Genomic DNA, 23,772 nt, shown 5'->3' with positions numbered 1-23,772 from the left:
GCGCAAGTGCACAAAAGGAAAAGGCAGGGCCCTGGGAAAGCCCTGCCTATCCGTGTCGGACTTCCGGTACCCAGAGAGACGGGAATATCCCCACCCCTCCCCGCGGCCGGTGACCAAACTGTTTGACGCCTGTGTACAGGCCTCGCCGAGAACCTGGAGAAAAGCGGCGAAGCTTGCGACCGCGATCACCATAGCAGCGGCGTGGCGCGCGGAAAGCGCATAGTTAACTTAACGTTAACGACGCAAAGGCAGCGCCAGGGACGCCGAAAACGCCGCTGCGGCATGGACGCTGCAAAGCCCCTCCTGCACAACAACACAGGGATCGCGGCTGCACTGAAGCGGGACAGGTTTGTCCCGCGAGGTTGCGCCCCGGGGTAAGCGTTCAGTCATGAAACATCCGTCAAGCCGCGAATTCTTCGCATATTGGAACGAAAAGCGCGGCACTGCGCGGGCGCCAGACCGGGCCGATATCGATCCGGCTGCCGTGCGCGGCCTGCTCGGAGACATCTTCGTGCTGTCCTGCGAGCCCCATCTCGGCTTCCCGTTCCGCGTCGCCGGCACGCGCGTTTGCGCGCTCGCAGGGCGCGACCTCAAGGACTCGAGTTTTGCGGCGCTGTTCAACGAGGCTAGCCGCCGCGAGATCGAGGAGATCACGACCATCGTCGCCGACGAGAGCCTCGGCGCAATCGCCGGCGTCACCGCCGCGCGCGAGGACGGCAGCAAGGCGCATCTCGAGCTGCTGCTGCTGCCGTTCAACGCCCGCCCGCATACACCGGTGAGCGTGACAGGCGTGCTCGCGCCGTTCGACGACGAATGCGGCGCCCTTGGCCCTTTCGCCCTCACCTCCTGGCGCTATCTGCATCAGCCGGAAAAACTGCTGCCACGCGCGGTCCGCAAGCTGCAGATCGCACGCGGGCTGATGGTATATGAGGGGCTGCGCTAGCAGTGCACCCTGCTCACGGCATCGCCAGATGCCAGGCGCCGTTCAGGAAGCCGTCGCCGGTGACGTCGCCGGGCTTGGTGTCCTTGGCGAAGGTGTAGAGCGGCTTGCGCTTGTAGGCCCACTGCTTCGAGCCGTCGTCGCGCGTGATGACGGTGTAGCCGTCGGCGGCGGCATCGCTGGCCTCGGCTTTCAGCACCGGCCAGTTGGTCGCACACGGACCATTGCAGGCCGACTTGCCGTCAGCATCCTTGTCGAAAGTATAGAGCGACATGCCCTTGGCATCGGTGAGCACGTTGCCTTTGCCGGTCTCGGCCGGCGGTGCCGCGAAAGCAGTGGGAACCAGCGCCAGCGATATTGCGAGCGTGAGCGCGAGGCGGATCGAGGTTGTGGTCATGGTCTCTCCTGTCATGCAATGGGCTTGCATCGATAGGACGCCGCGCGAGCCGTCGTATTCCTGAGATGGCGGCAAAGATATTTTTCGCTGCACGCATCCTCGCATCGGAATAAACTGGAAATGATTGAGACGGAACGACGGATCGACATGAGCAAGCCGCATTGGCGTCCCGGGCGCGCCTCCGATCTGCCGGCGATCAGCACGATCGCAGTGCGGATCCATCCTGATCTGCCTGAACGCCCCGAGGTGCTCGCGGAAAAAATGCGGCTCTATCCCGACGGCTGCCGCGTGCTCGTCGCGGACGACGGGATCGTCGGCTACGGTCTCGCGCATCCCTGGATGCAGCACCGGATTCCCCCGCTCGACGGGTTGCTCGAGCAATTGCCCGACGATGCGGATTGCCTCTATTTGCACGACGTCGCGGTGCTGCCTGATTTTCGCGGCGGTGTCGTGCGCGATTATGTGCTGGCAATCGAACAGCTCGCGCGCGCGTCAGCGATTGCGACGCTCGCATTGGTGTCGGTCTACGCCACGCGGCCGCTGTGGGAGCGTCTCGGCTTTCGGTCCGTCACGACTGATGCGAAGCTGCGGGCAAAGCTCGCGACCTACAGCGACAGCGCAACATACATGCTGCGCGACCTCGCTGCTCAGACTTGATTTCCGAGATAATGCCGCCGGTGAAATCCGGCAGCATCATTGCCGTCCGCGCCGTGCAGCTGCAGTCAGGCGCGATACTTCTTTTTCGTCTTCGGCTTTTTCCCGGGAGCGCCCTTCTCAGACCACGACGTGACCGAGGGCTCAGCATAGCCCGGCTTGTTCTTGTGCTTCTTCTTTTTTGCGAAGGAAGGAGCATCGTCGAATTTCGGCGTACGCTCGCCGTATGGCTTTTCGTGCGATTTGCCGTGTGTCTTGCCGTGTGGCTTGCCTTGCGGTTTGAACCCGCCCGGCTCGCGCGGGCGATCGTCGCGGCGTTCACGATGGTCGCTGTCGCTGCTCTCGCGCCGCGGCGCGTGGGACCGCTCTTCCGAAGATGCCTGCCGTTGCGGCGCATCCGCCATGGACTCGATGCGAATGTTGTCTTCCTTGTCCGGACGCTTGATCTTGGCGGCGAAAGATTCCACGACCCGCTCGGAAATCTCGAACTCGGTCGTGGTGTCCATGATCTTGATCGCGCCGATATCGTTCTTGTCGATACCGCCACGGCGGCAGATCATCGGCAACAGCCAGCGCGCTTCCGCATTCTTTTTTCGTCCGATGTTGGCCCGAAACCAGACGCTGCCATCGGCCATGCCATGTTTCGACGATTTCCCCGATTTGGGTCGAGCCCTTTCGGGGCGGTCATCGCCACGCGAAGCGCGGACATCGTCGCGCGGTGCGCGCGTATCGTTGCGACCGCGATCCTCGCGCGGCCGGCCAGCTCGCTCGCCGGGATCCATGATGTCTTCGGGCGACGGCAGCCGCGCGCGATAGAGCCGTGCGAGAGACGCGGCGATCTCCTCGGCCGACCGCTCGGCCAATAGCGCCTGCGCCAGCGCCAGATCGTCGGCGGTCGTCTCCTCCGTGAACAGCACGTCCTTCATGCGCTCATGATCGAGCTTGCGGATCTCATCCGGCTGCGGCGCCGTCCCCCAGACCGCGTCGATGCCCGAGACGTTCAGCAGCATTTCCGCACGCCGCCGCCGCACGGGCGGCACCAGCATGACGCTCGTCCCCTTGCGGCCCGCGCGGCCGGTGCGGCCGGAGCGATGCTGCATGACCTCGGCGTCGTTGGGCAGGTCGGCATGAATGACGAGATCGAGGCTCGGCAGATCGATGCCGCGGGCGGCGACGTCGGTCGCCACGCAAACGCGCGAGCGTCCGTCCCGCAGCGACTGCAGCGCCGTGGTTCGTTCGTTCTGCGTCAATTCGCCCGACAGGGCGACCACGGAGAAGCCGCGCTCCAGCAGCGCCGCCTGCAAATGCCGGACGCCATCGCGCGTGCTGCAGAATACCAGCGCGCTCGGCGCCTCGTAGAAGCGCAACACGTTGACGACGGCGTGCTCGGCATCGCCGGGCGCGATCCGGATCGCACGGTACTCGATATCGGCATGACCGCCTTCGTCGCCGGCGACCTCGATCCGGAACGCCCGCTGCTGATACTGCTTGGCCAGCGCGACGATGCCGCGCGGGAATGTCGCCGAGAACATCAGGGTGCGGCGGGTGTCCGGCGTGGTCTTGAGGATGAACTCCATGTCCTCGCGAAAGCCGAGATTGAGCATCTCGTCGGCCTCGTCGAGCACGACCACTTTCAATTCCGAGATGTCGAGACGGCCGCGGCGCAAATGATCGCACAACCGGCCGGGCGTGCCGACGACGATATGAGCGCCGGCCGCAAGCTCGCGCTGCTCGCGCCTGGGGTCCATGCCGCCGACGCAGGAGACGACGCGCCCGCTCGCATGCTCGTACAGCCACGCCAGCTCGCGATGGACCTGCAACGCGAGCTCGCGGGTCGGCGCCACGATCAGGGCGAGCGGTGCACCCGCCCGCTCGAACCGCTCGGCGTCACCCAGCAGGTCCTTGGCCATGGCCAGCCCATAGGCCAGCGTCTTGCCGGAGCCGGTCTGGGCCGAAACCAAGAGGTCGCGGTCAGCGGCCTCGTCCGTGAGCACTGCGAGCTGAACGGGGGTCGGACGGTCGTAGTTGCGCTCGGCCAAAGCTCGGGCGAGCGGCGCACTCATGGTCGGAAAAGACACGGGATAAACCTTGGTTGGTCCAGGCGCGGAACGTCGAGCCGCGCGACCTGAAGCTGCGTAGGCGGCAAATGGTCCAGCCGCACGCGTGGTGATTTGATTTGGACGCTCTTTACGCCAAGTGCGGGCAAATCACCATGCCTATGACGCATGGCTTTGGCGATGCCGAGAATAAGCTTACTGGCCAGCTCGACCCACTACATCCAGCGTTTTCGAGCCGTTTTGCTGCATATAGCGGGATTTTGGGGCGAGGCTGCAGATTTTCACGGCCACCTCGCTTAAATTATGCGCGGTTGGAGCTGCCGGAGACGCACAACAGGGCTAAGCTCAGGCCGATTGGACTAGGGAGCACGACGATGCGATTGGCAGTCATTTCCGATATCCACGGCAACCTTGCCGCGCTGGAGGCGGTGCTGGCCGACATCAAGGCGCGTGGCGTCGATCGTACGGTCAACCTGGGCGATTGCGTCACCAGTCCGTTGTGGCCGAAAGAGACTTTCGAAGCTCTCGAGGCGCTGTCGTTGCCGACCGTACGCGGAAACCATGATCGCTGGATTGAGGAGTTTCCGGACGACAAGCTCTCGTCCGCAGGCCTGTTTGCGCGCAACGCATTGACTGCGGAGCAACGTCTCGCACTCCACAGCCTGCCTTCCCAAATACGGCTGGACGATGGTATCCTGGCCTGCCACGGCACGCCCGACAACGATACGACATGCCTGCTGGAAGAAACGCTCGACGACGGCCGCTTCGTACCGGCACGCCGCGACGTGCTGGCAATGCGCCTCGCGAGTGAGCCGACGGCGCGTGTGGTGCTGTGTGGTCATAGCCACCGCCAGGCCGTCGTTCACGGACCTCATGACTGTCTGGTTCTCAATCCAGGGAGCGTTGGTTGCCCGGTCTTCGCAGACATTCCCGTTGCCGCAAACCTGGAATACCGCTCGCCGCACGCGCGATATGCAATCCTCACGAAGCGACAAAGGGGCTGGCAGGCCGAACTCTTGGCCCTCGAATACGATTGGGACGCCGCATCGTCCCGTGCCCTCGCCAACGACCACCCGAAATGGGCGCGGGCCATATCGTCGGGATATGTCAAATAGCTGCTGGCATCGCTCGACCCAAATCGTGCCGCACGGAAGAACGGGAGAACACATGGCCGACGGCATTTCGCTTGCCGACAAACTCGCGACTTTTGGGGATTTCTGGTCGCCACGCACGATCACGACCTTCAACGATTGCGACGTGATGGTGGTGAAGGTGAAGGGAGAATTCACCTGGCACAAGCACGACGACACCGACGATTTCTTTCTCGTCCTGAAAGGCAGTCTGGACATCGAATTGCGGGATCGCACGGTGACGCTCGGTCCGGGCGAACTCTATGTCGTGCCCAAAGGTGTTGAGCATCGATTGGTCGCGCGCGAGGAGGTTCATCTCCTGCTGATCGAGCCGACCGGCACGCCGAATACGGGCGACAAAGCCACCGCCGGGGCCCGCAAGCTCGCATAGAGGGCAACTCGCCCAGCGCAGCTCTATGCCTGCAGCCCTAATCCCTGGAGGTCACCAGGCTGCTGAAGCCGCCGACCAGTCTAGCTCTTGCCCGCACAAGAGTGTCCCTGGCCGCGCGGCTCAGTGCGCGGATGGCGCGCCAGGCGTCGGTTGCCTGCAGCCACGCCTTCACCTCGGAGTACTTGCCGTACGTCCAGGCAAATGCCGGAATCCGCATCAGCTTGTCACGCGTGAGATGGAACAGGCGCTCGACCAGCACGAGCTTGAGCAGCTCGCCGACGATAAAAGTCGCGGCCCCGCTCAGGACCTGGCCGGTTGCCGCGAGATAGGCTGCCACGGGCTTGACCGGCTCCAGGATGATGACGGGCACGGAAAACAGGGCGAGCGAGCAATAAGGCGACAGCGATCTGATCCAGGCGCGCAATCGCTTCAATTGGAGATGCCGCCCGGTCCAGCGCGAGATTGGCCTCGCCACAGCCATGAAGACCGCATCCACCAGGAAGTAGATGGCGGCCAGGATGTAAGTGACGGGTTTCAGGATCCGCTTCACGATGAACTCTCCCGTGAACTGAAAGCCGAAACCCGGGCCTAAGTTTCACCCCGGCGTGAATAACTCGCGGATTTTCTGTGGAACTTTTCGTGCACAGCCCCGCAGCTGCGCGGTTCAGATCTCCGCATAGACCTCCAAGAGATTGCCGTCAGGGTCGCGGAAGAACAGCGTCCGGTGCCCGAACGACTGGTTCGTCGGCGGTGACAGCAGCGCCACGCTGTGGCGTGCGAGTTCGTCGGCACATGCATCGACTTCGGCCGCGGACACCTTGAAGGCCAGTTGCAGCGAGGCGCTCCTGTGCGGCACAGGCGCGTCAGTCGCAGTCCGGCCCGGCTTTGCGAGAGCCAACGTGTTAGGGCCCAGGCCGTACTCGATCCAGTTCGCCGACAACTCCCGCAGCACCGGAAATGCGAGAACCTCCTCGTAGAAGCGGCGCATCGCCACCATATCGCGTACGAAGATGACGGTGTAGTCGATCGCGCGGATAGCGCGGAAGGGCGAGCTCGGGTCACCTAAAGGCGGCTCCATGGGTGGTCTCCCTCCTATTCCGCGACGCGGTCCGCGACGAAGATGCCGTTCGGCTGGTGAAGGACGATCTGGTCAACCCGATCGTCTTCTCCGCGAAATTCGACGGCAAAACCGTCCAGCTCGACGATGCGAAACCGGCGGCCCTGCTGCGGCTCGAGACGATAGGCCGGCTGGAAATCGGACTTCAAGATCAGCCGGCCTTCGGCGTCGAGACTCACGTTGTGGTTCACGCCACCGCTCTTGAAATGCCCGGCGCATCGCTCGCGAAACGCAGGATCCATACAATGGCCGGCGGCACGGCGTGCGAACACGATGTCCTTCACCATCGGCTCCAGGGGCGCCGACAGGTGCACGATATTGCCGTCGCGGTCGGTTTGGAAGGTGATCGGCAGATTGTCCGGGTGGAGTTGGTCGATGATCTCCGGCGTGACGAACGTCTCGAAATGCCAGTGCGATAGCGGCGCGCCCATGCCGCGCCACGACCAGTGCAGCGCGTCGTCCCGCTCGCGGATCGATATGACACCATAGGCGGGATGGGCATAGTCCGCCGCATAAGTGGACAAAGCATGCGCCGGCCTTGTGTCCCTGTGACGCGCTTTCTCGCGCACCTCCTTGTTGGCAGGAATGTGAGCGATGATGTCGTCGCGCATCTTGCGGAAGCGTGAGAGCCAGTCGACCGGCTCCCGGCCGCGCAGCCGGTCGATGATGTACCACGTCAGGATCGATGTGACCTCGTTTCGACTGCGGTTCGTCAGCACGGCCACGCCGATGCCGGCGTCCGGCACCAGCGTCATCAGCGAGCCCCAGCCGTTCCAGCCGCCGCTGTGCAATACTACGCGCTCGCCCTGATACGTGTTCGACTGAAGCCCCAATCCATAGTGCCAGTGGCCGAACTCGGAAAATTCCGAGTTGCCAACAGGCGCGAGCGGCGCGTGCAGCTGGTCCACCAGCGATGCCGGCAGCAGGCGTTCGCCCTCGAATTCGCCCCTGCCGAGATGCAGCCGCATCCAGTTGGCAAGATCGGCCACCGACGTGTTGATGGCGCCTGCGGCCGTGGTGCGGATCGGCAGCCGCAGCGCTGGCGACCGCGTGTCGACGTCGATCTTGTAGGGCCGCGCCGGCTCCTGTGCAGCTTCGAGTTCATCGAGCGAGAAACTGGCCGTCATGCCGAGCCGGTTTGTCAGACGCTCGCGGACGAAAGCCTCATAGCTCTGGCCGGTTACGCGCTCGATGAGGAGACCGGCGGCGTTATAGCAGAGGTTGCAGTATTGCCAGGCGGCGCGGATGTCCCGGCTCAGTTCGAGATGCCGCATCAGCGGCAGCATCTCGGCCGGCGCGAGGTCTCCGGGCAGGTGAAGCCAGTCGTGTCGCGGTAACCCCGACTGATGGCTGAGCAGGTCGCGAACGGTGACGCGTTCGGTCGCGACCGCATCCGAGAGGCGAAACTCCGGCAGATAGTCGCGGACCGGCTTGGTCCAGTCGAGCAGCCCCCCGTTATGCAGCAATGCAATCGCGGTCGCGGTGAAGGATTTCGTGATCGAGCAGATCACGAATTGTGTACGCGGCGTGACCGGCAGATCGGCCTCGACGTCGCGCTGGCCGTAGGCGCGCGTGAGCACCACCTTGCCGTCCTGCACGATGGCGAGCGCTGCGCCCGGCACCTTCCAGACCGCCATCGCGTCAGCGGCAAGTCGGTCGATGTCGGGGATAAGGGATGCGAAGGAAACGTCGGGAAATTCGGATGAAATGTTCATGACACCTGCCGGCCTTGCGAGGTGCGCAGGCTAGCTGGTTCAACGTCAAATGGAAGTCGCGGGATACGATTTTTTTTCGCGATAGCGTGCTCTTCATTCCACCAATTCCGGCCACGGCACGATGGTCGACTTCACCGTCTTCATCGCCATCGCGTCCCTGACCGCCTGCGCGACGCCTTCTTCCGTGAACGGATAGATCGTCTGCATCTTCAGCCAGGGATATTTGTCCGCCGTGCGATAGAGCATGTCGACGCCGAGCGGCAGATCGTTGCCGGTAAAACCCCAGGAGCCGAGTACGTTGAGATCCTTGGTGCAGATGCGGTGCCAGGAGGTCTCGATCGAGCCGGCGTCGGTGAACTGGCCCATCTCGACATAGGTGCCGCCGTCGCGCAGCATCTCGATGCCTTCGGGGCCGGCGGAGGGGTGGCCCGAGCAATCCATCACCAGATCGGCGCCGAAGCCGCCGACGATGTCGCGCACGCGGGCGATGCGTGCCTCGGGCGATTTCAGTTCGTCGATGTTCACCGTTGCCTCGGCGCCGAACTCACGCGCGAGCTTGAGCCGCGGCTCCTCCGGCGCACCGACGCAGATGACGCGCCCTGCTCCCATCTCCTGCGCGGCGGCAACCGCGAGAATGCCGATCGGGCCCGAGCCCTGGATCACCACCGTGTCGCCCCAGGTGAAACCACCGGCGCGGCTGGCGCGATTGAAGGCGCGGATGCAGGAGGTCAGCGGCTCCGACAGCGCCCCCAGCCGCAGCGACATGTCGTCAGGCAATTTGTAGATCTTGGTGCCCGGCAGCATACCGAGATCGACATAGACATATTCGGCCCAGCCGCCCCACATGTGAGGCGCCTTGTCGAAGCCGAGATAGCGGCCGTAATAGACCGGCGTCAGGCACTTGTTGGCGACTTGCGGAAAATGGATGCAGTAATAGCAACGGCCGCAGGGCATCAGCGGCGGGATCATCACCTTTGATCCGACCTTCAGCGGCTTGCTCATGAAGTCCTCGGTGAATTCGTCGCCGCATTCGATAATGATTCCGCCGAGCTCGTGGCCGAGCGTGAACGGCCACGGCAGCGGCTTCGGCCAGTGCCCCTTCAAAATGTGCAGGTCCGTGCCGCAGACGCCGCACGCACCGACCTTGATCAGCGCCGCCTTCCGGCCGACCTTCGGCCACGGCACGGAGCGGATGACGGGTTCGCTGCCCGGCCCTGCGTGGGTGCAGACGCGGATCTGGTCCATAGAGGTTTCCTCGATGCCCGCTTTTATTATGGCTGATTGGTGCGAGCTGACGAGCAGCGTATGTGAGATGCACGGTCGTGCCAAGCCGCGGCCTCGTAGCCCGCATGAGCGAAGCGACACGCGGGGCCGGCGTTCCCGGATATCGCTTCGCTCATCCGGGCTACGGGACCGCTGTCCTCACACACCCAAGTGTCTTGAGCGCTCGACGGCGAACGTGTAGGCACGGCGCGAAAAGTCCCACCCCAGGTGCCCGCTTGAACCCCCTCCCTCAAAATCCTGTCGTCGCGTCCGGCTCGTTCGCGGCGATGAAGTCGGTGCCGTACCGGCTCCAGTTCATCGCTTACGTGCTGGCGATGATGGCGGATAATATTGAGCATGTGATCAGTTATTGGGTGGTGTTCCAGAAATTCCATTCGCCGGCGCTGGCGGGCTTTGCGGTGCTGTCGCACTGGCTGCCGTTCCTGCTGTTCTCGGTCGCGGTTGGCGGGCTCGCCGACCGGGTCGATCCGCGCCGCATCATTCAATGCGGCATGCTGCTGTTCATCGTTGCTTCGGCCGGATGGGGTTTCTTCTTCATCACCGACACCATCGAGATGTGGCACGCCATGCTGCTGTTGGTGATCCATGGCTGCGCCGGCGTGTTGTGGCAGACGCCGAACCAGCTGCTGCTCTATGATCTCGTCGGCCCCGCCGATCTTCCGAGCGCGGTGCGGCTGAATGCGATGGCGCGCTATCTCGGCATTTTGGTCGGACCTGCCGTCGGCGGCATCATCATGCTGACGCTCGGCACCTCGCATGGCATCATCTTCAACACGCTGTTCTATCTGCCGATGCTGCTGTGGCTGTTCTGGGCGCCGGTGCGGGACAAGAGTGTCGCTGTGCGGCGCTTCGCCGTGCGCGGCCTTGCCGACATCATGCTGACGATCCGTGCCATCGGCACGCAGCCGGTGCTGACGGCGATGACATGGCTTGCCGGCCTCACCTCGTTCATGATCGGCAACGCCTATCACGCACAGATGCCCGGCTTTGCCGGCGATCTCGGCCACGGCGATCCCGGCATCTCCTATAGCGTGCTGCTCGCGGCCGATGCTGCCGGCGCGCTGCTCGCCGGCATCGCGCTGGAATCATGGGGACGGCTCAAGGGCACGCCGCGCACCGCGATCTTGCTCGCCATGCTGTGGAGCGTGGCGCTGCTCGGCTTCGCCTCGGTGCGGATCTATCCGGTCGCGATCGTGCTGCTGTTCTTTGCAGGCTTCTTCGAGCTGTCGTTCAACACAATGGCGCTGGCGCTGGTGCAGTTGAACGCGCCGTCCGATATTCGCGGCCGCGTCGTCGGCCTCTACAACATGGCCGGGCTCGGGATGCGAGCCTTCAGCGGCATCACGGTCGGCCTGTTCGGTGCGGCGATCGGCATTCACTGGTCGCTCGGGCTCTCGGCCGCGGTGCTGCTGGCGCTGCTATGTCTCCTCTATCGGCGTGCGACGAGGAAGTCGTAAGCTCAGAGCTTGCGGTTGACTCCGGCGTCTCCCCACCGCACGCTCGATATAGGGTTTGGGGAGATGAAGCGTTGCGCAATCGCTGGGGCATACTTGCGATCCTGTTCGTCGTTCGCCTCACCATCGCGTTCCAATTCCAGAGCGTGGCCGCGGTCGCGCCGCTGCTGCAGCAGAGCTTCGGCGTCGGACTCGCCGATATCGGCATCCTGATCGGACTCTATTTCACACCGGGCATCGTGCTGGCGCTGCCGGGCGGCGCGATCGGCCGCACCCTCGGCGACAAGCCCACCACGATCGTGGCGCTGCTGCTGATGACGGCGGGCAGCCTCGTCATGGCCACCACCGACGTCTGGGGCTGGCAAATGGCGGGCCGGCTCGCCTCCGGCGCCGGCGGCGTGCTGCTGACGGTGCAACTCACCAAGATGGGCACCGACTGGTTTGCGGGGAAGGAGATCGCCACCGCGATGGCGATCTTCGTCAACTCCTGGCCGGCCGGCGTTGCGATCTCGCTGCTGGTGCTGCCGGCGATCGGCACGGCGTATGGCGCCGGCGCCGTGTTCCTCGTGGCCGGCGCGCTGACCGCGATCGGCATCGTGCTGATCATTTTCTACCAATCGCCGCCGGGAGCAACCGCCAGCGCGGCCGGCTCCAGGCTGCTTGATCCGCTCGCGCTTCTGGCGGTGATCGTCGCGGGTGCGATCTGGGGCCTTTATAATATCGGCTTCGCCATGATTTTCTCGTTCGGCCCCTCATTGCTCGTCGAGCGCGGCTGGAGCATTGCGGCGGCAGGCTCGGCGATCAGCCTCGTGATGTGGCTGTCGGTGATCTCGGTGCCATCAGGCGGATATCTCGCCGATCGCACCAAGCGCCCCTTTGTCGTGGCGATCGCGGCGAGCCTCGTGGTGGCCGCCCTGCTGGCCTGGCTGACCCGGTCCGACGCTGTGATCGCGATCCTCGTCCTGGGCGGCTTGATCGGCGGCCTTCCCGCCGGCCCGATCATGAGCCTGGCCGCCCGCGTACTCGCGCCGGAGACACGAGCGGTCGGGATGGGCGTGTTCTACACTCTCTTCTATGCCGCGATGATGCTGGGGCCGGCGGTGGCGGGTCGGCTCGCCAAATCGGCCGGCACTGCCGCCGTCGCGCTCGACCTCGGCGCGCTGACGGTGCTGGCCTGCCCGCCCCTGATGTGGCTTTTCGAACGCATCGTGTCTGTTCGTCATCGCCGCGCCCGATCCTAACGTAGCATTAACCCTGTGCACCTTAGGGTGGTCCCGGACTCCGCCAGGCGGGGGGGCGGGTTGTGAAAATGGCGTTGGCGCACAAAAAATTTCTTCCGGCCGCCGAGGAACGTCGGCGTTTCCAGCGGGTGAAGGTTCACCTGCTCGGCCGCTACATGTTGCCGGACCGCCGTGAATTCCCCTGCCAGGTGATCAACATGTCGCCGGGCGGGCTGGCGCTGCTGGCCCCCGGCATCGGCAATGTCGGCGACCGCGTGGTCGCCTATCTCGACCATATCGGCCGCGTCGAGGGCAAGATCACCCGCATCATCGACAATGGCTTCGCCATGACGGTCGGTGCGACGCCGCGAAAGCGCGACAAGCTTGCGGCACAGCTGACCTGGCTCGCCAACCGCGACATCCTCAATTTGCCGGAAGACCGCCGCCACGATCGTATCGTGCCGCGCAACCCGATCGCGGTGCTGACACTCGAGGACGGCACCAAGATGACCTGCCGCATCATCGACCTCTCGCTGTCGGGCGCAGCCATCGCCGCGGAAAACCGTCCCCCGCTGAAATCGACGGTTCTGCTCGGCCGGGTGCAGGGTCGCGTGGTCCGAAACCTCGAAGACGGCTTCGCGCTCGAGTTCATGCATTCGCAGCCGATTGAAACTCTCGAAGAGAGCGTTACCGCGCGGTAAAGCGCGAAGGCACCAAAACCACTGCATTTCCAGTACTGAAGGCGGCCTCCGCGATGCGGACGCCGCCTTTTTCATGGTCGTGACGGGCCTCGCGCGGGTTAACGCGGAGGTCGCGGGTGCGTGCAAACAACGGTTTCGCCAGCGTTTCCGCGTTAATCGATAAAATTTGAATCAATTGCAGTCATATCGAATTTTATTCAAGTTTGAGTCAAGTATAGATCGAATTCGCCGCGCGTTTTACTTGTATTCGTCTCGACTTGACTTGACTGACTTAGCGGCAACTCAAAAGCTCCCTGCGCAATGTGGTCCCAACAAGAAACGGGGGCCGCAATGTTTGATTTCAGGGGACAGGGGAAGAGAATGGCGCTGGCCGCCATGCTCTTCGGAATGAGCGCGGCAGCGCAGGCCGGCGAAGGCCGTCTGCTCTACGCAAGCCTCGGCGACACCACGCGTGCGCCGATCGGCTGGGTCGAGTTCTGTGCGGACAATGCCGCTCAGTGCCAGGGCGCACCGACGCGACCGCGCGACATCGTGATGTCGCAGGCTGCATGGCGCGACCTCGTCAAGGTCAATCGCTGGGTCAACGAGACCGTCAAGCCTTTGACCGACCAGGAGCACTGGGGCGTGATCGAAAAGTGGTCGCTGCCGTCGGACGGCTACGGCGACTGTGAAGACTACGTGCTGTTGAAGCGCAAGATGCTGATCGATGCCGGATGGCCGCGCGAGGCCCTGCTTATCACCGTCGTGCGCGACAAGAAGGGCGAAGGACACGCGGTGCTGACGGTGAAGACCGACAAGGGCGAGTTCGTTCTCGACAATCAGAACGAGAACGTCGTTGCCTGGACGGAGACCGGCTACCGCTTCGTCAAGCGCCAGTCGCAGAGCGATCCGAATGTCTGGATCTCGCTCGGCGACACCAAGCCGGCGGTCTCCACCGCCAGCGCAAGGGACCAGTAGCAGATCAGTAGAGACAAACGAAAGAGATACGCGACCGGTCACATCCCCACCCCTCCCCGTCCCAGACCGGTTCGCGCGCGCCCAGCCATCCCCCAATGGCTGGGCGCAACTTTTTTAAAGATGTACTTCGCTTAGTTCTGCGGCGTCTGCCGCGACCAGGGCACGCGCGCGGCGGTGAAATCGCGCCATGTGCTTTGCAGGGCGGGCTGCACCCCGACCGACGCGCGCGCCTGCCAGCCGGCGATCGCCGCCGCGGCAATGGCACCCTCGGGCTCGGCACCAAGCCGGTCGAGCAACGATGCCGTCACCACCATGTCGTTGAAGGCGCCGAGCTGCTCCTGCAAGCCGGCGAGCCTGCGCGAGAATTTTCGCGCGGATTTGCGGTCTGCGAACAGCGGCAGCAGAAACTCGCTGAGATAGCGCAGCCGCTTGGTCGCGAGCCGTACGCGGTGCAGACCTTCGGCGGGAAGCGACTTGAAGCGGCGGCCGCGCCTGAGCACCTTCGCATATTGCTCCGACAGAATGCGCTGCGCGAAGTCGACGGCGGGGTCGGCGAGCTGGCCGAGATCCTGCGCGGCGATGTCGTTGCGCCAGCCCCGCGTCTCGATCCACCCGCCGAGGCTGATCAGGAACATCGCGCAGCGGCGATCGTCGAGCGCATCGTGCGCCTTGCGATAGGCATCCGACTGGCATTCGGCCGCAACCTGGCCCAGCGCGTCAAAGCCCGCGACCGACGGACAGGCTGTTGCGATCGTCGGCAAAGTATCGAGCCGGAACACATCCCAGTCGCGCGCGGCGGACAAATCCTGCGCCAGCCATCTGGCTTCGGTTCGCAGCGTGTCGACGTTGCTCGACACGCCCGCCGAATGCATCAGATCCAGCACCGACCGCAGCCGGCGCAGCGAGACGCGCAACTGATGGATTCCTTCCGGATTGCGGCCGTCCTCGGCAGCCGGCAGCGACTGAAGCAGATGGAGGAAGCAGGAGCGCAGGATCGTCGCGAACGCCTCGTCCAATGTCACTGACGGATCGAGGCGAAGTTTTCGCGGACGAAGCGCCGAGGGCGGCTTGTCGGCGGCAAGATCGAACCCCCGTGCCGATTTGGTGCGGATCGACGGCTTTACGTCACCGTGCTCCGCGAGCCGCAGCGCGATCTCGTAGATCGCGCCCGCGCTGCCGCTCTTGAGCTCCAGCTCGATCTCGTTCACCGGCAGTGAACGGTCGCCGGCCGTCAACTCACCCCGGTCGAAGGCGATCTCGACCGCGCCTGACGGCAGCTCGATCAGCCGCGCATGGCGATGGACATCGGCGGTGAAGACCGCTTCGAGCGGCTGCGCTTCCAGGTGGCCGCGAAGCTTCTCAGGAATGAAGGGCATTGCCAAAGCGAGGTCGGGCGCAAGCGAAGGCACGCTCGCCTCCCACTCGCCACGGCGGAGTGGATCGTCCACCGCATCGGTCTTCACGGTTTGAACGAAGCGCGCACCGCTCTGACGAACGCGCAGGCTCAAGCCGTTGCGCCGAAGTGTCCGCTCCGGCGTGTCGTAATAGACGGACTTGAGATGTTTGCGCGTGCCCTTGTTGCGCGCGTTCGTCGCGATCACAGGCGCAGCGTTGAAATGCGCCATGCGATCGGCATCGACGAGAAGCTTGAGTTCGATCTCACCGGCGCCATGCGCGGCAGCACTCGACCGGAGTGGTTCCGTTGCCGGTTCCGCGTCTTGCGATGGCGTCTGATCGATCACAGCGCCCTCGACGATCACAGGTTCCGCGGCGGGTTCGCGTTGCCTGAGGAAGCCGGCGACGGCTTGCGTTCTCTTGTTGTCCTTCGCAACAGGACTCCCATCCCGCGCGCTCGGATGCTTGCGGACCGGCGTTGCGTCTGACTTCAGCATTTGAGGTAACATGACAGTTCAATGACAGAGCGACAGCGTATAGCCGCTGCCGCCCGCGAGGAATAGTCACCTTACGTCGCAGTACCCCACCGTCCACACGAGGCCGCGAGCGGCTTGACCACAGGAACTAAATTGCCGCCGGGCGCTGCAAGCGATCGAATTGACTGCGAATTCCGCTCTGCTCGAAACCGAGATGAACGCGTCAGCGAGCTTGACTCATGCCAGCCTTCCCGCAATCGGTGGCGATGGCGTCGAGCGCGCTGCCCTGTCCCTCCGGGTTGCTTCATCGGCTACCGGCACGGCAATCACAAGGAGCTGCCATGACGTCGTTCCGTCCCGTCATCGCGTTGTCCAGGGGCCTCGAAGTCCTGCGGGTGATCAACCAGGAACGGCGGTCGACCGTCGGCTCGCTGCACAAGGCGACGGGGCTCAACAAGGCGACGATCGTCCGGATGCTCGAGACGCTGGAGCATGAAGGTTATGTGGTGCGCCGTACCGAGCCGGCCAGCTACGCGCCGACGGGACGCGCGCTGCTGCTCAGCGCAGGCTATGACGAGCCGACCTGGATTGGCGGCATCGCCGAACCCATCCTCAACAAATTCCGCAAGCAGATCCACTGGCCGTCAGACATCGCGGTGCTCGATCAGGAGTCCATGGTCATCGCCCACACGACGCGGGTGGACGGATCGCTGCTGTTCAGCCGCCCGCCGGGTTTTCGCTTTCCCGTCCTCGGCACCTCGATGGGACGCGCCTATCTCGCCTTCTGCGAGCCTGCCGAGCAGGAGCGCATTGCCGCGCGGCTTGCCCTCGGTCCCGAGCCCTGGAACGATCTGGCGCGCAATCCCGACAAGCTCACCAAGGCGCTGCGCACGATCCGCAAAGCCGGGTTCGCGGTGATGGACGACAGCTACAGCCGCAGTATCTTCGGCGGCGCAGTCTGGGCGCTTGGCGTTCCCGTCGCGCTTCAAAACCGGCTGTTCGGCAGCATGAACGTGATGATGCTCCGCGAAGCGGTCAGTCCGGAGGAAGGCATACGCCGCTTCGTACCTCCGATGAAGAAGGTCGCTTCCGCACTTGCCGAGGCGCTCGGCGCCAAGCTTGCTGCGCCAGGCTCTCCTGCAGGTCGGCCGTGACCATTTCACACAGTGAAACGATATTTTGATTTCTTGACCCTCCTCCTTGCCCATGTGACACCTCGTTGCGGCGGCTGCCGGCTGCCCAATGACACAGGGAAAAGGGGAGGCCGAAGTGCGGACATCCGCGAGAATTTGGGCTGCCGCGATTGCATGCCTGACGATGGCCGCTTCTGAAACGGCTTGGGCCGAAGCCTGGCCGACCCGGGCAATCAAGATCGTCGTCTCCACGCCGGCAGGCGGCATCACCGATGCCTTCGCCCGCGCCTATGGCGACTATATCTCGCAGAAGCTTGGCCAGCCGGTCATTGTCGAAAACAAGACCGGAGCCAGCGGTGCGCTGGCGGCACAGTCGGTGAAGGATTCCCCGGCCGACGGTTACACGCTGATGTACACGATCTCGTCCACCTTGCTCGGTAACCGGCTGCTGCTGAAATCGCTGGCCTATGATCCGGACAAGGATTTCACGATCGTCGCGGTGACGCCTTCGGGGCATCTGCCGTTGGTGGTCCATTCCGCCACCAATGCAAAGACGATCGAAGAGTTCGTCGCGTACGCACGTAGCAACAAGGTCACGGCTGGCTCGTACGGGATCGGCTCGTTCGCGCACATTGCGATCGCCGAGCTCAACCGACAATTCGGTCTCGACATTTCCATCGTGCATTATCGCGGCGAAGCGCCGATGTGGCAGGATCTTGCCGCCGGGGTGATCCAGGCGGCGGTCGGAAGCTATCAGGCCGCGCTGCCGGTGCTCGATACCGGCATCGGCCGCCCAATTGCCGTGCCGACACCGGTGCGCATGAAGAAGCTGCCCGAGACCAAGACATTTGCCGAGCAAGGGGTCACCGGCAATGTCTTCCAGCTCATCAGCTTTACCGCGCTGGTGGCGCCTGCTGCGATGCCTGCAGACCGGATCGACATGCTGGCCAAGCTGATGGTCGAAGGCGGCAAGACGGAGCGCGTGCAGAAGCTGCTCGATGCCTTCGGCGTCGACCAGCCGGCCATGGATCGCGCATCCTCGATTGCTCTCTACGAAAAAGAAGGGCCGATCTGGCTCGAGTCGATCAAGACTCTCGGATTGGAGCCACAATAGATTCGGGGCGGCTCCTCACTGCGCGAGACTGTTCTTGTAAATCCTGCCGCCCTTCATGATCAGCACAAAGTTCTTGGCGGGATCCTTGACCAGGGCGATGTCTTCGAGCGGATTGCCGTCGACGAGCAGGAGATCGGCCAGCGCGCCCTCCTCGACCACACCGAGCTTTCCGGGATAGGGATTGCGCAGGCCCGACAATCCCAGCAATTCGGCATTGGTCGATGTCGCCATGGTCAGCGCCTCGGCCGGCGTATACCAGCGCGTCAGCGCGGCCAGCATCGCGCCCTGCTTGTCCGCCAGCGCCTGCGAGAACAGGACGTCGGTCCCGAACGCTGTCTTGATGCCGTACTTTTTCGCCAGCCCGTAGACGCGGTCGGTGCCGGCAACCACCTGCCGCATCTTGTCCTGCTCCGCTGGTCCCAGCGCGGCGGCGCCGGAGATATCCAGGAATGGCTGCGTGCTCAACCAGATCCCCTTTTCCGCCATCAGCCGTGCACTCGCCTCGTCGATGAGGTGGGCATGCTCGATACATTTCACGCCGGCCGCGATCGAGCGCTGGATCGCGACCGGCGTGTAAGCGTGGGTGGCGACATAGGTGCCCCAATTGTCGGCGGCCTCGACGGCGGCGCGCAGCTCGGGCTCGGTGAAGGTGGAGACATCAAGTGGGCTGAACGGCGACGCGACACCGCCGCCCGCCGTGAGCTTGACCTGCGAAGCCCCCTGCATCAGCTGTTCGCGCGCCCGCACACGGACTTCGTCGGGACTGTCGGCGACCATGCTGCCGCCAATCCGCTCCATGCGGCTGAGCATGCCGCCGATCGTTCGCGGCAGATCGGCAAGCTGGCGGAAGTCGCCATGGCCGGCAGTAATGGTGATCATGGCGCCGGAGGGATAGATGCGTGGACCCGCAACGAGGTCCTCGTCGATGGCCTGCTTCAATCCGAACGAAGGTCCTCCCATGTCACGCACGGTGGTGAAGCCGCGCATCAGCGTGGCCGCTGCCTCAGTGGCAGCGAGCAGATTGTTGTAGCCGACGTCACCTGCAAGCACGGCCATCGGGGTCGGCCGTACCAGCATCGCGTGCCAATGCGCGTCGATCAGCCCCGGCATCAGCACGCGGCCGCCGCCGTCGATCACCTTGGCTTCTGCCGTGATGTCCGTGGCCGAGATCTTCTCGATCGTCTTGTTCCTGACGAGAACATTGGATGAGGCAGAGAGCGCGCCGTTCTTTCCGTCGAATATCCGCACGCTGCGGAACAGAACGGCGGAGTCCTGCTGGGCCATTGCAGGCGACGGGCTGAAGATGCTCATCGTCCCCAACGTCAGCAGAACGGCAGCTCTCGCGAGTCCAGCTCGCGAACCCAAACCCCGCATCTTCGCTCTCCGCATCCGGTGCGCGCGCTAGGCAGCGGCAGCTGCAGGCCGCCATGCAAGGCTCAGCCATCCGATGCCGTGGGACAACAGGTCAATGCCGAGCAGCAATCCCAGGACCCAGAGCCCCGTGAGCGGAAAGCCGGTGAGGATGATGAGACCTCGCCGGCGCCTAGACCTGTCCGCTGGTTCCGACGACGCAGACCCCGAACAGCTCGCTCGGAACGCGGGCGAGCGCAGGGTAGACCTGCGAGTTTGTTCCGTCGCGATTGATTGAAACCGCCGCTGCGCCTCGTTCACCAGCGCTTGCACAATCTCGGGAGCGGACAAGTGGCCGGTCGAAACGTAGGCAATCTCTCGTTCGTCAGCCAGAGCTCGCGCCATGGCAGCACTCCGCAGAACGGATTCACCTGATGTCGGCTCCGTTCTAGAACTCGACGCTCACGCTTCAGTTGATTCCCATCATCGCCGCGAGTCAATTTACAACCATAAGGCGATTTTGCATTTCAGCCATACGACTCTATGAGACATGGATGACTGCACAAAACGCCGGGAATTTTCGGCACGTGTGTAAGCGCTACTGTCGCGCTTGCATCGAACTCAAATCAAAAGAGCGAAGAGCAACTCTCAACGCGAGATTGCAATACCCGTGCGCTGGAATACGATCGGCCACGGGCTACGCGAGAGGGTCATGGGCGAAGGGAGACGCGAGGACAGCCCTACATCAAGTGAACGAGGCGCAACATGGTAGCACAAACGAGTGACGGATATGTCCTGCTGGTCAAGAAGCTCGGCGGGCTCTTCGCAATCATCCTCGGATGCCTGCTGACCGCGGTCGGTGTAACCTTCGAATCCGGCGGCACGACTTTCTTCGGCGTTCTCTTCCTGGTTCTTGGCGCAGGTTTGCTGGTGCTGAAGATAGTCAGGCGAAACGAAGGATCTCCGTCGCCATAAGCCGCCGGCGCAGCTTGCTCACGCGCCCAGCACGTCCGCGAGCCGCAACTCGTCGGCTGGATCCTTCAGGAACAGCTCGGCCTCGATCTCGTTCAGATGCGACAACATCTGCGCGCGCGCGGCTTCCCTGTCGCATTTGCGAATCGCAGCGACGATGCCGGCGTGATGATCGGTGCCGCAGGCCGGCGTGTCGTGCCGGCGGTAGAGCAGGATGATGAGCGACGAGCGCGCGATCAGCTCCTTGAGAAAACCGAGATAGATGCTGTGGCCACTCATCTCGGCGACGAGTCGATGGAAATCGCCGGAGAGGCGGACCGAAGCACGCGCATCGCCACGCAGCTCCGCCTCGCGTTCCTCGGCAAGATGGCGCTGGAGACGCCCGATCCAGGCCGGCGACACCGCGTCAACGGCGTGGTCGACGATCGTCGGCTCGATCAGGCGGCGCGCCTCGAACACTTCGCGGGCGTCCGCAGGCGTCGGCCGCGCGACGAAGGCGCCGCGGTTCTTCTCGATGTTGACGATGCCCTCATGCGCGAGCTGTTGAAGCGCGGTGCGAACCAGCGTTCGGCTCGCGCCGTAGATCTCGCCGATCTCATCCTCGCCGAGTTTCGTGCCGGGCAGCAGGCGATGCTCGAGGATCGCCGCGGTCACGCCTTCCCGGATGCGGCTGACGCGATCGCTCGCATCTGGCGCGTCGGATTTCGATCGGGACTTGGCGGCCATGGGGTGAGGACTCGATCGTCGAAGATGGCGTCGAATCCTAATCGACCAGCTGTATCCAATCACAGGCGAAACTTTATACAATCCGCGCCTGTTTTGTGTGCACGCAGCTGCGAAGGCAACGAGCCGCCCACGCCCGAGGGATTCGATCTAACGATCTGACTCCGCTGCATTGTTTTGGAATTCGGCCGGCCGAGAACGATTCAAGCGCGATTGGCATGGACCTTGCGGAGAGAGGCGCAGCATCGCCCTCGCCCCGGACACGCCATGGCCACTCCCGCCGCCCTCGAACTGGTCGCCGTCACCAAGCGCTACGACACGACGCTGGCGGTCGACACCGTCAATTTGAAGATCCCGGCCGGCACCTATTGCTGCCTGCTCGGCCCCTCCGGCTGCGGCAAAACCTCGACCTTGCGCATGATCGCCGGCCACGAGGCCGTCAGTGAGGGCGACATCATCCTGGGCCCGCAGAACGTCACCGATCTCGAACCCGCCAAGCGCGGTACGGCGATGATGTTCCAGTCCTACGCGCTGTTTCCACACCTCACCGTGATCGACAACGTGGCGTTTGCCCTGAAAATGCGCGGCATCGACCGGGCGACGCGGCACAAGCGCGCCGGCGAGCTGCTCGAGCTGGTGGCGATGACGCCCTACGCGGCCCGCCTCCCCGCACAGCTCTCCGGCGGCCAGCAGCAGCGCGTCGCGCTGGCCCGCGCGCGCTGATCACCGAGCCGCAGATCCTGTTACTCGACGAGCCGCTCTCGGCGCTCGACCCGTTCCTGCGGGTGAAGATGCGGGGCGAACTGAAGCGGCTGCAGCGCGAGCTCGGCATCAGCTTCGTTCAGGTCACGCACGGCCAGGAAGAGGCGATGGCGCTGGCCGACCACATCGTCGTGATGAACCAGGGCAGGATCGAGCAGCAGGGAAGCGCCCGCGACATCTTCCATCATCCCCGCACCGAATTCGTGGCGCGCTTCATCGGCGGCCACAACGTCCTCAGCGACGCAGGCAAACTCATCGCCGTGCGCGCCGATCAGCTCGGCATCGTGCCGATCGCCGACGGCGCGGTCGGCGCGCCGGCGCTGCTGACCCAGACCGAGTACCAGGGCTCCTACATCGCCGTCTCGCTCACGCTCGAAGACGGGACCGCCCTGTTCTCCCACCTTCCCGAGGCCGCCTTCGACGTCCACCAGTTCCGGCCGGGCGATCGCGTGCTGGCCACCTGGGATCCCGCCAAGGCGCAACGTCTGCAATAGCGCCGATCAATCACCGGAATGCGCAACAGAGGAGTCAGTGATATGACCGAAACGACCAGGAAGAAGGGCCTTAGCCGCCGCACGCTACTGAAGAGCACCGCGGGTCTCGCCGGCCTTGCCGCCGGCTCCGGCGCCATCACCGGATTTCCCTACGTCATGTCGGCCGAGCCGAAGGTGCTGCGCTATCTCGGCACCGCGGTTAACGAGGGCGACGAGATCTCCAAGCAGTGCCTGAAGGACACCGGCATCAAGATCGAATACATCACCGCGACCACCGACGACGTCACCAAGCGCGTGATGACCCAGCCGAACTCCTTCGACGTGCTCGACACCGAATATTTCGCGCTGAAGAAGATCGTGCCGTCGGGCAACATCCTTGCCCTCGATGCCAGGAAGATCAAGGAATTCGACAACATCACGCCCGTCTTCACCAAGGGCGTCACTCCCGGCGGCAAGAAGATCGGCGGCCAGGGCACCGCGCCCTGGAAGGTGCTCTATCTCGAAGGCAAGGACTCCAAGAAGTTCGCGACCTCGGCAACCGAGTTCGTCACGCTCATCCCGACCGTCTACAACGCCGACACGCTCGGTATCCGCCCCGACATCATCAAGCGTCCGATCAGCTCGTGGGCCGAATTGCTCAATCCCGAGTTCAAGGGCAAGGCCTCGATCCTCAACATCCCCTCGATCGGCATCATGGATGCCGCGATGGTCGTGGAAGCCACCGGCAAGTACAAATATGCCGACAAGGGCAACATGACCAAGGAAGAGATCGATCTTACGATGAAGGTGATGACCGAAGCCAAGAAGGCCGGTCAGTTCCGCGCCTTCTGGAAAGACTTCAACGAGAGCGTCAACCTGATGGCCTCGGGCGAGACCGTCATCCAGTCGATGTGGTCGCCGGCGGTGACGAAGGTCCGCTCGATGGGGATTGCCTGCACCTTCCAGCCGCTCAAGGAAGGCTATCGCTCCTGGGCGTCCGGCTTCTGTGTCTCCAAGGGCGTCTCGGGTGCGAAGCTCGAATGGGCCTACGAGTTCGTCAACTGGTTCCTTTCCGGCTATGCCGGCGCTTATCTCAACCGCCAGGGCTACTACTCCGCCGTGCTCTCCACCGCGAAGGCGCATATGGAGCCGTACGAGTGGGCCTACTGGATGGAAGGCAAGGCGGCAGAGAAGGACATCAAGGCGCCCGACGGCTCGCTGCTCGAGAAGGCCGGCGCCGTGCGCGACGGCGGCTCCTACGAGGACCGCATGGGCGGCGTTGCGTGCTGGAACGCCGTGATGGACGAGAACGACTACATGGTGCGCAAGTGGAACGAGTTCATCGCAGCGTAATCTG

At 63.8% G+C, this 23,772-nt stretch carries 21 protein-coding genes and 1 pseudogene; 13 read left to right on the top strand and 9 right to left on the bottom strand.

Going from position 1 to position 23,772, the window contains the following annotated elements; all coding sequences use genetic code 11:
• Nucleotides 1-388: 388 nt before the first annotated feature.
• On the top strand, nucleotides 389-943 hold the full coding sequence (locus BRA1253DRAFT_RS36420) for a PAS domain-containing protein (protein WP_007602588.1): 555 nt from the start codon (nucleotides 389-391) through the stop codon (nucleotides 941-943).
• Nucleotides 944-956: 13 nt separating this feature from the next.
• Here the strand turns inward: BRA1253DRAFT_RS36420 and BRA1253DRAFT_RS36415 are convergent, their stop codons facing one another.
• A complete protein-coding gene (locus tag BRA1253DRAFT_RS36415) occupies nucleotides 957-1,337 on the bottom strand; it encodes a hypothetical protein (protein WP_007602587.1) in 381 nt (126 codons plus the stop codon).
• 147 nt (nucleotides 1,338-1,484) lie between these two features.
• On the opposite strand from BRA1253DRAFT_RS36415, the gene BRA1253DRAFT_RS36410 reads away from it, so the two are divergent.
• Entirely contained in the window at nucleotides 1,485-1,994 is a 510-nt protein-coding gene (locus BRA1253DRAFT_RS36410) for a GNAT family N-acetyltransferase (protein WP_007602586.1), read from the top strand.
• 65 nt (nucleotides 1,995-2,059) lie between these two features.
• Here BRA1253DRAFT_RS36410 and BRA1253DRAFT_RS36405 read toward each other — a convergent pair whose 3' ends face one another.
• Entirely contained in the window at nucleotides 2,060-4,054 is a 1,995-nt protein-coding gene (locus BRA1253DRAFT_RS36405; protein ID WP_007602585.1) for a DEAD/DEAH box helicase, read from the bottom strand.
• A 368-nt stretch (nucleotides 4,055-4,422) separates the two neighbouring features.
• Between BRA1253DRAFT_RS36405 and BRA1253DRAFT_RS36400 the strand changes: the two genes are divergently transcribed.
• Nucleotides 4,423-5,163 (top strand): metallophosphoesterase, encoded by a 741-nt coding sequence (locus BRA1253DRAFT_RS36400; RefSeq protein ID WP_007602584.1) that lies wholly within the window; start codon nucleotides 4,423-4,425, stop codon nucleotides 5,161-5,163.
• Between the two features lie 52 nt (nucleotides 5,164-5,215).
• Complete coding sequence (locus tag BRA1253DRAFT_RS36395) at nucleotides 5,216-5,569, top strand: cupin domain-containing protein (protein WP_007602583.1); 354 nt, start codon at nucleotides 5,216-5,218, stop codon at nucleotides 5,567-5,569.
• A gap of 37 nt (nucleotides 5,570-5,606) precedes the next feature.
• On the opposite strand, the gene BRA1253DRAFT_RS44060 is transcribed toward BRA1253DRAFT_RS36395, so the two are convergent.
• From BRA1253DRAFT_RS44060 to BRA1253DRAFT_RS36375, 4 genes are all read right to left on the bottom strand, one after another.
• Entirely contained in the window at nucleotides 5,607-6,119 is a 513-nt protein-coding gene (locus BRA1253DRAFT_RS44060; protein ID WP_007602582.1) for a hypothetical protein, read from the bottom strand.
• Between the two features lie 114 nt (nucleotides 6,120-6,233).
• A complete protein-coding gene (locus BRA1253DRAFT_RS44055; RefSeq protein ID WP_007602581.1) occupies nucleotides 6,234-6,647 on the bottom strand; it encodes a VOC family protein in 414 nt (137 codons plus the stop codon).
• A 14-nt stretch (nucleotides 6,648-6,661) separates the two neighbouring features.
• Complete coding sequence (locus BRA1253DRAFT_RS36380) at nucleotides 6,662-8,401, bottom strand: serine hydrolase (RefSeq protein WP_007602580.1); 1,740 nt, start codon at nucleotides 8,399-8,401, stop codon at nucleotides 6,662-6,664.
• Between the two features lie 93 nt (nucleotides 8,402-8,494).
• Entirely contained in the window at nucleotides 8,495-9,646 is a 1,152-nt protein-coding gene (locus BRA1253DRAFT_RS36375; RefSeq protein ID WP_007602576.1) for a zinc-binding dehydrogenase, read from the bottom strand.
• A 254-nt stretch (nucleotides 9,647-9,900) separates the two neighbouring features.
• Here BRA1253DRAFT_RS36375 and BRA1253DRAFT_RS36370 point away from each other — a divergent pair, with 254 nt between their 5' ends.
• From BRA1253DRAFT_RS36370 to BRA1253DRAFT_RS36355, 4 genes are all read left to right on the top strand, one after another.
• Nucleotides 9,901-11,142, top strand: a complete 1,242-nt coding sequence (locus tag BRA1253DRAFT_RS36370; protein ID WP_007602575.1) for an MFS transporter — start codon at nucleotides 9,901-9,903, stop codon at nucleotides 11,140-11,142.
• Between the two features lie 71 nt (nucleotides 11,143-11,213).
• Nucleotides 11,214-12,380, top strand: coding sequence for a CynX/NimT family MFS transporter (locus tag BRA1253DRAFT_RS36365; RefSeq protein WP_007602574.1), 1,167 nt, complete (start codon nucleotides 11,214-11,216; stop codon nucleotides 12,378-12,380).
• A 68-nt stretch (nucleotides 12,381-12,448) separates the two neighbouring features.
• Nucleotides 12,449-13,060 carry a PilZ domain-containing protein gene (locus BRA1253DRAFT_RS36360; protein WP_007602573.1) on the top strand — a complete coding sequence of 204 codons (612 nt, stop codon included), beginning with the start codon at nucleotides 12,449-12,451 and terminating at the stop codon, nucleotides 13,058-13,060.
• Between the two features lie 330 nt (nucleotides 13,061-13,390).
• The gene (locus BRA1253DRAFT_RS36355) at nucleotides 13,391-14,017 is read left to right on the top strand and encodes a transglutaminase-like cysteine peptidase (protein WP_007602572.1); all 627 of its coding nucleotides are present in this window, start codon (nucleotides 13,391-13,393) and stop codon (nucleotides 14,015-14,017) included.
• Between the two features lie 131 nt (nucleotides 14,018-14,148).
• Here the strand turns inward: BRA1253DRAFT_RS36355 and BRA1253DRAFT_RS36350 are convergent, their stop codons facing one another.
• Entirely contained in the window at nucleotides 14,149-15,909 is a 1,761-nt protein-coding gene (locus tag BRA1253DRAFT_RS36350) for a CYTH and CHAD domain-containing protein (protein WP_007602571.1), read from the bottom strand.
• 320 nt (nucleotides 15,910-16,229) lie between these two features.
• Here BRA1253DRAFT_RS36350 and BRA1253DRAFT_RS36345 point away from each other — a divergent pair, with 320 nt between their 5' ends.
• Both BRA1253DRAFT_RS36345 and BRA1253DRAFT_RS36340 read left to right on the top strand, forming a co-directional pair.
• Nucleotides 16,230-17,042, top strand: a complete 813-nt coding sequence (locus BRA1253DRAFT_RS36345; RefSeq protein ID WP_007602570.1) for a helix-turn-helix domain-containing protein — start codon at nucleotides 16,230-16,232, stop codon at nucleotides 17,040-17,042.
• Between the two features lie 163 nt (nucleotides 17,043-17,205).
• Nucleotides 17,206-18,135, top strand: coding sequence for a tripartite tricarboxylate transporter substrate binding protein (locus BRA1253DRAFT_RS36340; RefSeq protein WP_245286046.1), 930 nt, complete (start codon nucleotides 17,206-17,208; stop codon nucleotides 18,133-18,135).
• A gap of 15 nt (nucleotides 18,136-18,150) precedes the next feature.
• Here BRA1253DRAFT_RS36340 and BRA1253DRAFT_RS36335 read toward each other — a convergent pair whose 3' ends face one another.
• Nucleotides 18,151-19,446 carry an amidohydrolase family protein gene (locus tag BRA1253DRAFT_RS36335; RefSeq protein ID WP_245286045.1) on the bottom strand — a complete coding sequence of 432 codons (1,296 nt, stop codon included), beginning with the start codon at nucleotides 19,444-19,446 and terminating at the stop codon, nucleotides 18,151-18,153.
• Nucleotides 19,447-20,250: 804 nt separating this feature from the next.
• Here BRA1253DRAFT_RS36335 and BRA1253DRAFT_RS36325 point away from each other — a divergent pair.
• Nucleotides 20,251-20,460, top strand: a complete 210-nt coding sequence (locus tag BRA1253DRAFT_RS36325; protein ID WP_007602565.1) for a hypothetical protein — start codon at nucleotides 20,251-20,253, stop codon at nucleotides 20,458-20,460.
• An 18-nt stretch (nucleotides 20,461-20,478) separates the two neighbouring features.
• Here BRA1253DRAFT_RS36325 and BRA1253DRAFT_RS36320 read toward each other — a convergent pair whose 3' ends face one another.
• Nucleotides 20,479-21,183, bottom strand: a complete 705-nt coding sequence (locus tag BRA1253DRAFT_RS36320) for a GntR family transcriptional regulator (RefSeq protein WP_007602564.1) — start codon at nucleotides 21,181-21,183, stop codon at nucleotides 20,479-20,481.
• A 264-nt stretch (nucleotides 21,184-21,447) separates the two neighbouring features.
• Here BRA1253DRAFT_RS36320 and BRA1253DRAFT_RS36315 point away from each other — a divergent pair.
• Both BRA1253DRAFT_RS36315 and BRA1253DRAFT_RS36310 read left to right on the top strand, forming a co-directional pair.
• A pseudogene (locus BRA1253DRAFT_RS36315) lies at nucleotides 21,448-22,436 on the top strand (ABC transporter ATP-binding protein).
• A gap of 42 nt (nucleotides 22,437-22,478) precedes the next feature.
• On the top strand, nucleotides 22,479-23,768 hold the full coding sequence (locus BRA1253DRAFT_RS36310; protein WP_007602563.1) for a PotD/PotF family extracellular solute-binding protein: 1,290 nt from the start codon (nucleotides 22,479-22,481) through the stop codon (nucleotides 23,766-23,768).
• Nucleotides 23,769-23,772 lie beyond the last annotated feature (4 nt).

This window comes from Bradyrhizobium sp. WSM1253, from assembly GCF_000244935.1.
GTDB classification, from domain to species: Bacteria; Pseudomonadota; Alphaproteobacteria; order Rhizobiales; family Xanthobacteraceae; genus Bradyrhizobium; species Bradyrhizobium canariense.
This window is presented reverse-complemented; position numbering and strand designations above follow the sequence as displayed.

Coding starts and splice junctions, on each gene's coding strand:
- BRA1253DRAFT_RS36345 (WP_007602570.1), top strand. CDS start 16,230: ATGACGTCGTTCCGTCCCGTCATCGCGTTGTCCAGGGGCCTCGAAGTC.
- BRA1253DRAFT_RS36375 (WP_007602576.1), bottom strand. CDS start 9,646: ATGGACCAGATCCGCGTCTGCACCCACGCAGGGCCGGGCAGCGAACCC.
- BRA1253DRAFT_RS36410 (WP_007602586.1), top strand. CDS start 1,485: ATGAGCAAGCCGCATTGGCGTCCCGGGCGCGCCTCCGATCTGCCGGCG.
- BRA1253DRAFT_RS36340 (WP_245286046.1), top strand. CDS start 17,206: ATGGCCGCTTCTGAAACGGCTTGGGCCGAAGCCTGGCCGACCCGGGCA.
- BRA1253DRAFT_RS36355 (WP_007602572.1), top strand. CDS start 13,391: ATGTTTGATTTCAGGGGACAGGGGAAGAGAATGGCGCTGGCCGCCATG.
- BRA1253DRAFT_RS36310 (WP_007602563.1), top strand. CDS start 22,479: ATGACCGAAACGACCAGGAAGAAGGGCCTTAGCCGCCGCACGCTACTG.
- BRA1253DRAFT_RS44055 (WP_007602581.1), bottom strand. CDS start 6,647: ATGGAGCCGCCTTTAGGTGACCCGAGCTCGCCCTTCCGCGCTATCCGC.
- BRA1253DRAFT_RS36415 (WP_007602587.1), bottom strand. CDS start 1,337: ATGACCACAACCTCGATCCGCCTCGCGCTCACGCTCGCAATATCGCTG.
- BRA1253DRAFT_RS36325 (WP_007602565.1), top strand. CDS start 20,251: ATGGTAGCACAAACGAGTGACGGATATGTCCTGCTGGTCAAGAAGCTC.
- BRA1253DRAFT_RS36350 (WP_007602571.1), bottom strand. CDS start 15,909: ATGCTGAAGTCAGACGCAACGCCGGTCCGCAAGCATCCGAGCGCGCGG.
- BRA1253DRAFT_RS36320 (WP_007602564.1), bottom strand. CDS start 21,183: ATGGCCGCCAAGTCCCGATCGAAATCCGACGCGCCAGATGCGAGCGAT.
- BRA1253DRAFT_RS36420 (WP_007602588.1), top strand. CDS start 389: ATGAAACATCCGTCAAGCCGCGAATTCTTCGCATATTGGAACGAAAAG.
- BRA1253DRAFT_RS36400 (WP_007602584.1), top strand. CDS start 4,423: ATGCGATTGGCAGTCATTTCCGATATCCACGGCAACCTTGCCGCGCTG.
- BRA1253DRAFT_RS36335 (WP_245286045.1), bottom strand. CDS start 19,446: ATGAGCATCTTCAGCCCGTCGCCTGCAATGGCCCAGCAGGACTCCGCC.
- BRA1253DRAFT_RS36360 (WP_007602573.1), top strand. CDS start 12,449: ATGGCGTTGGCGCACAAAAAATTTCTTCCGGCCGCCGAGGAACGTCGG.
- BRA1253DRAFT_RS36395 (WP_007602583.1), top strand. CDS start 5,216: ATGGCCGACGGCATTTCGCTTGCCGACAAACTCGCGACTTTTGGGGAT.
- BRA1253DRAFT_RS36380 (WP_007602580.1), bottom strand. CDS start 8,401: ATGAACATTTCATCCGAATTTCCCGACGTTTCCTTCGCATCCCTTATC.
- BRA1253DRAFT_RS36405 (WP_007602585.1), bottom strand. CDS start 4,054: ATGAGTGCGCCGCTCGCCCGAGCTTTGGCCGAGCGCAACTACGACCGT.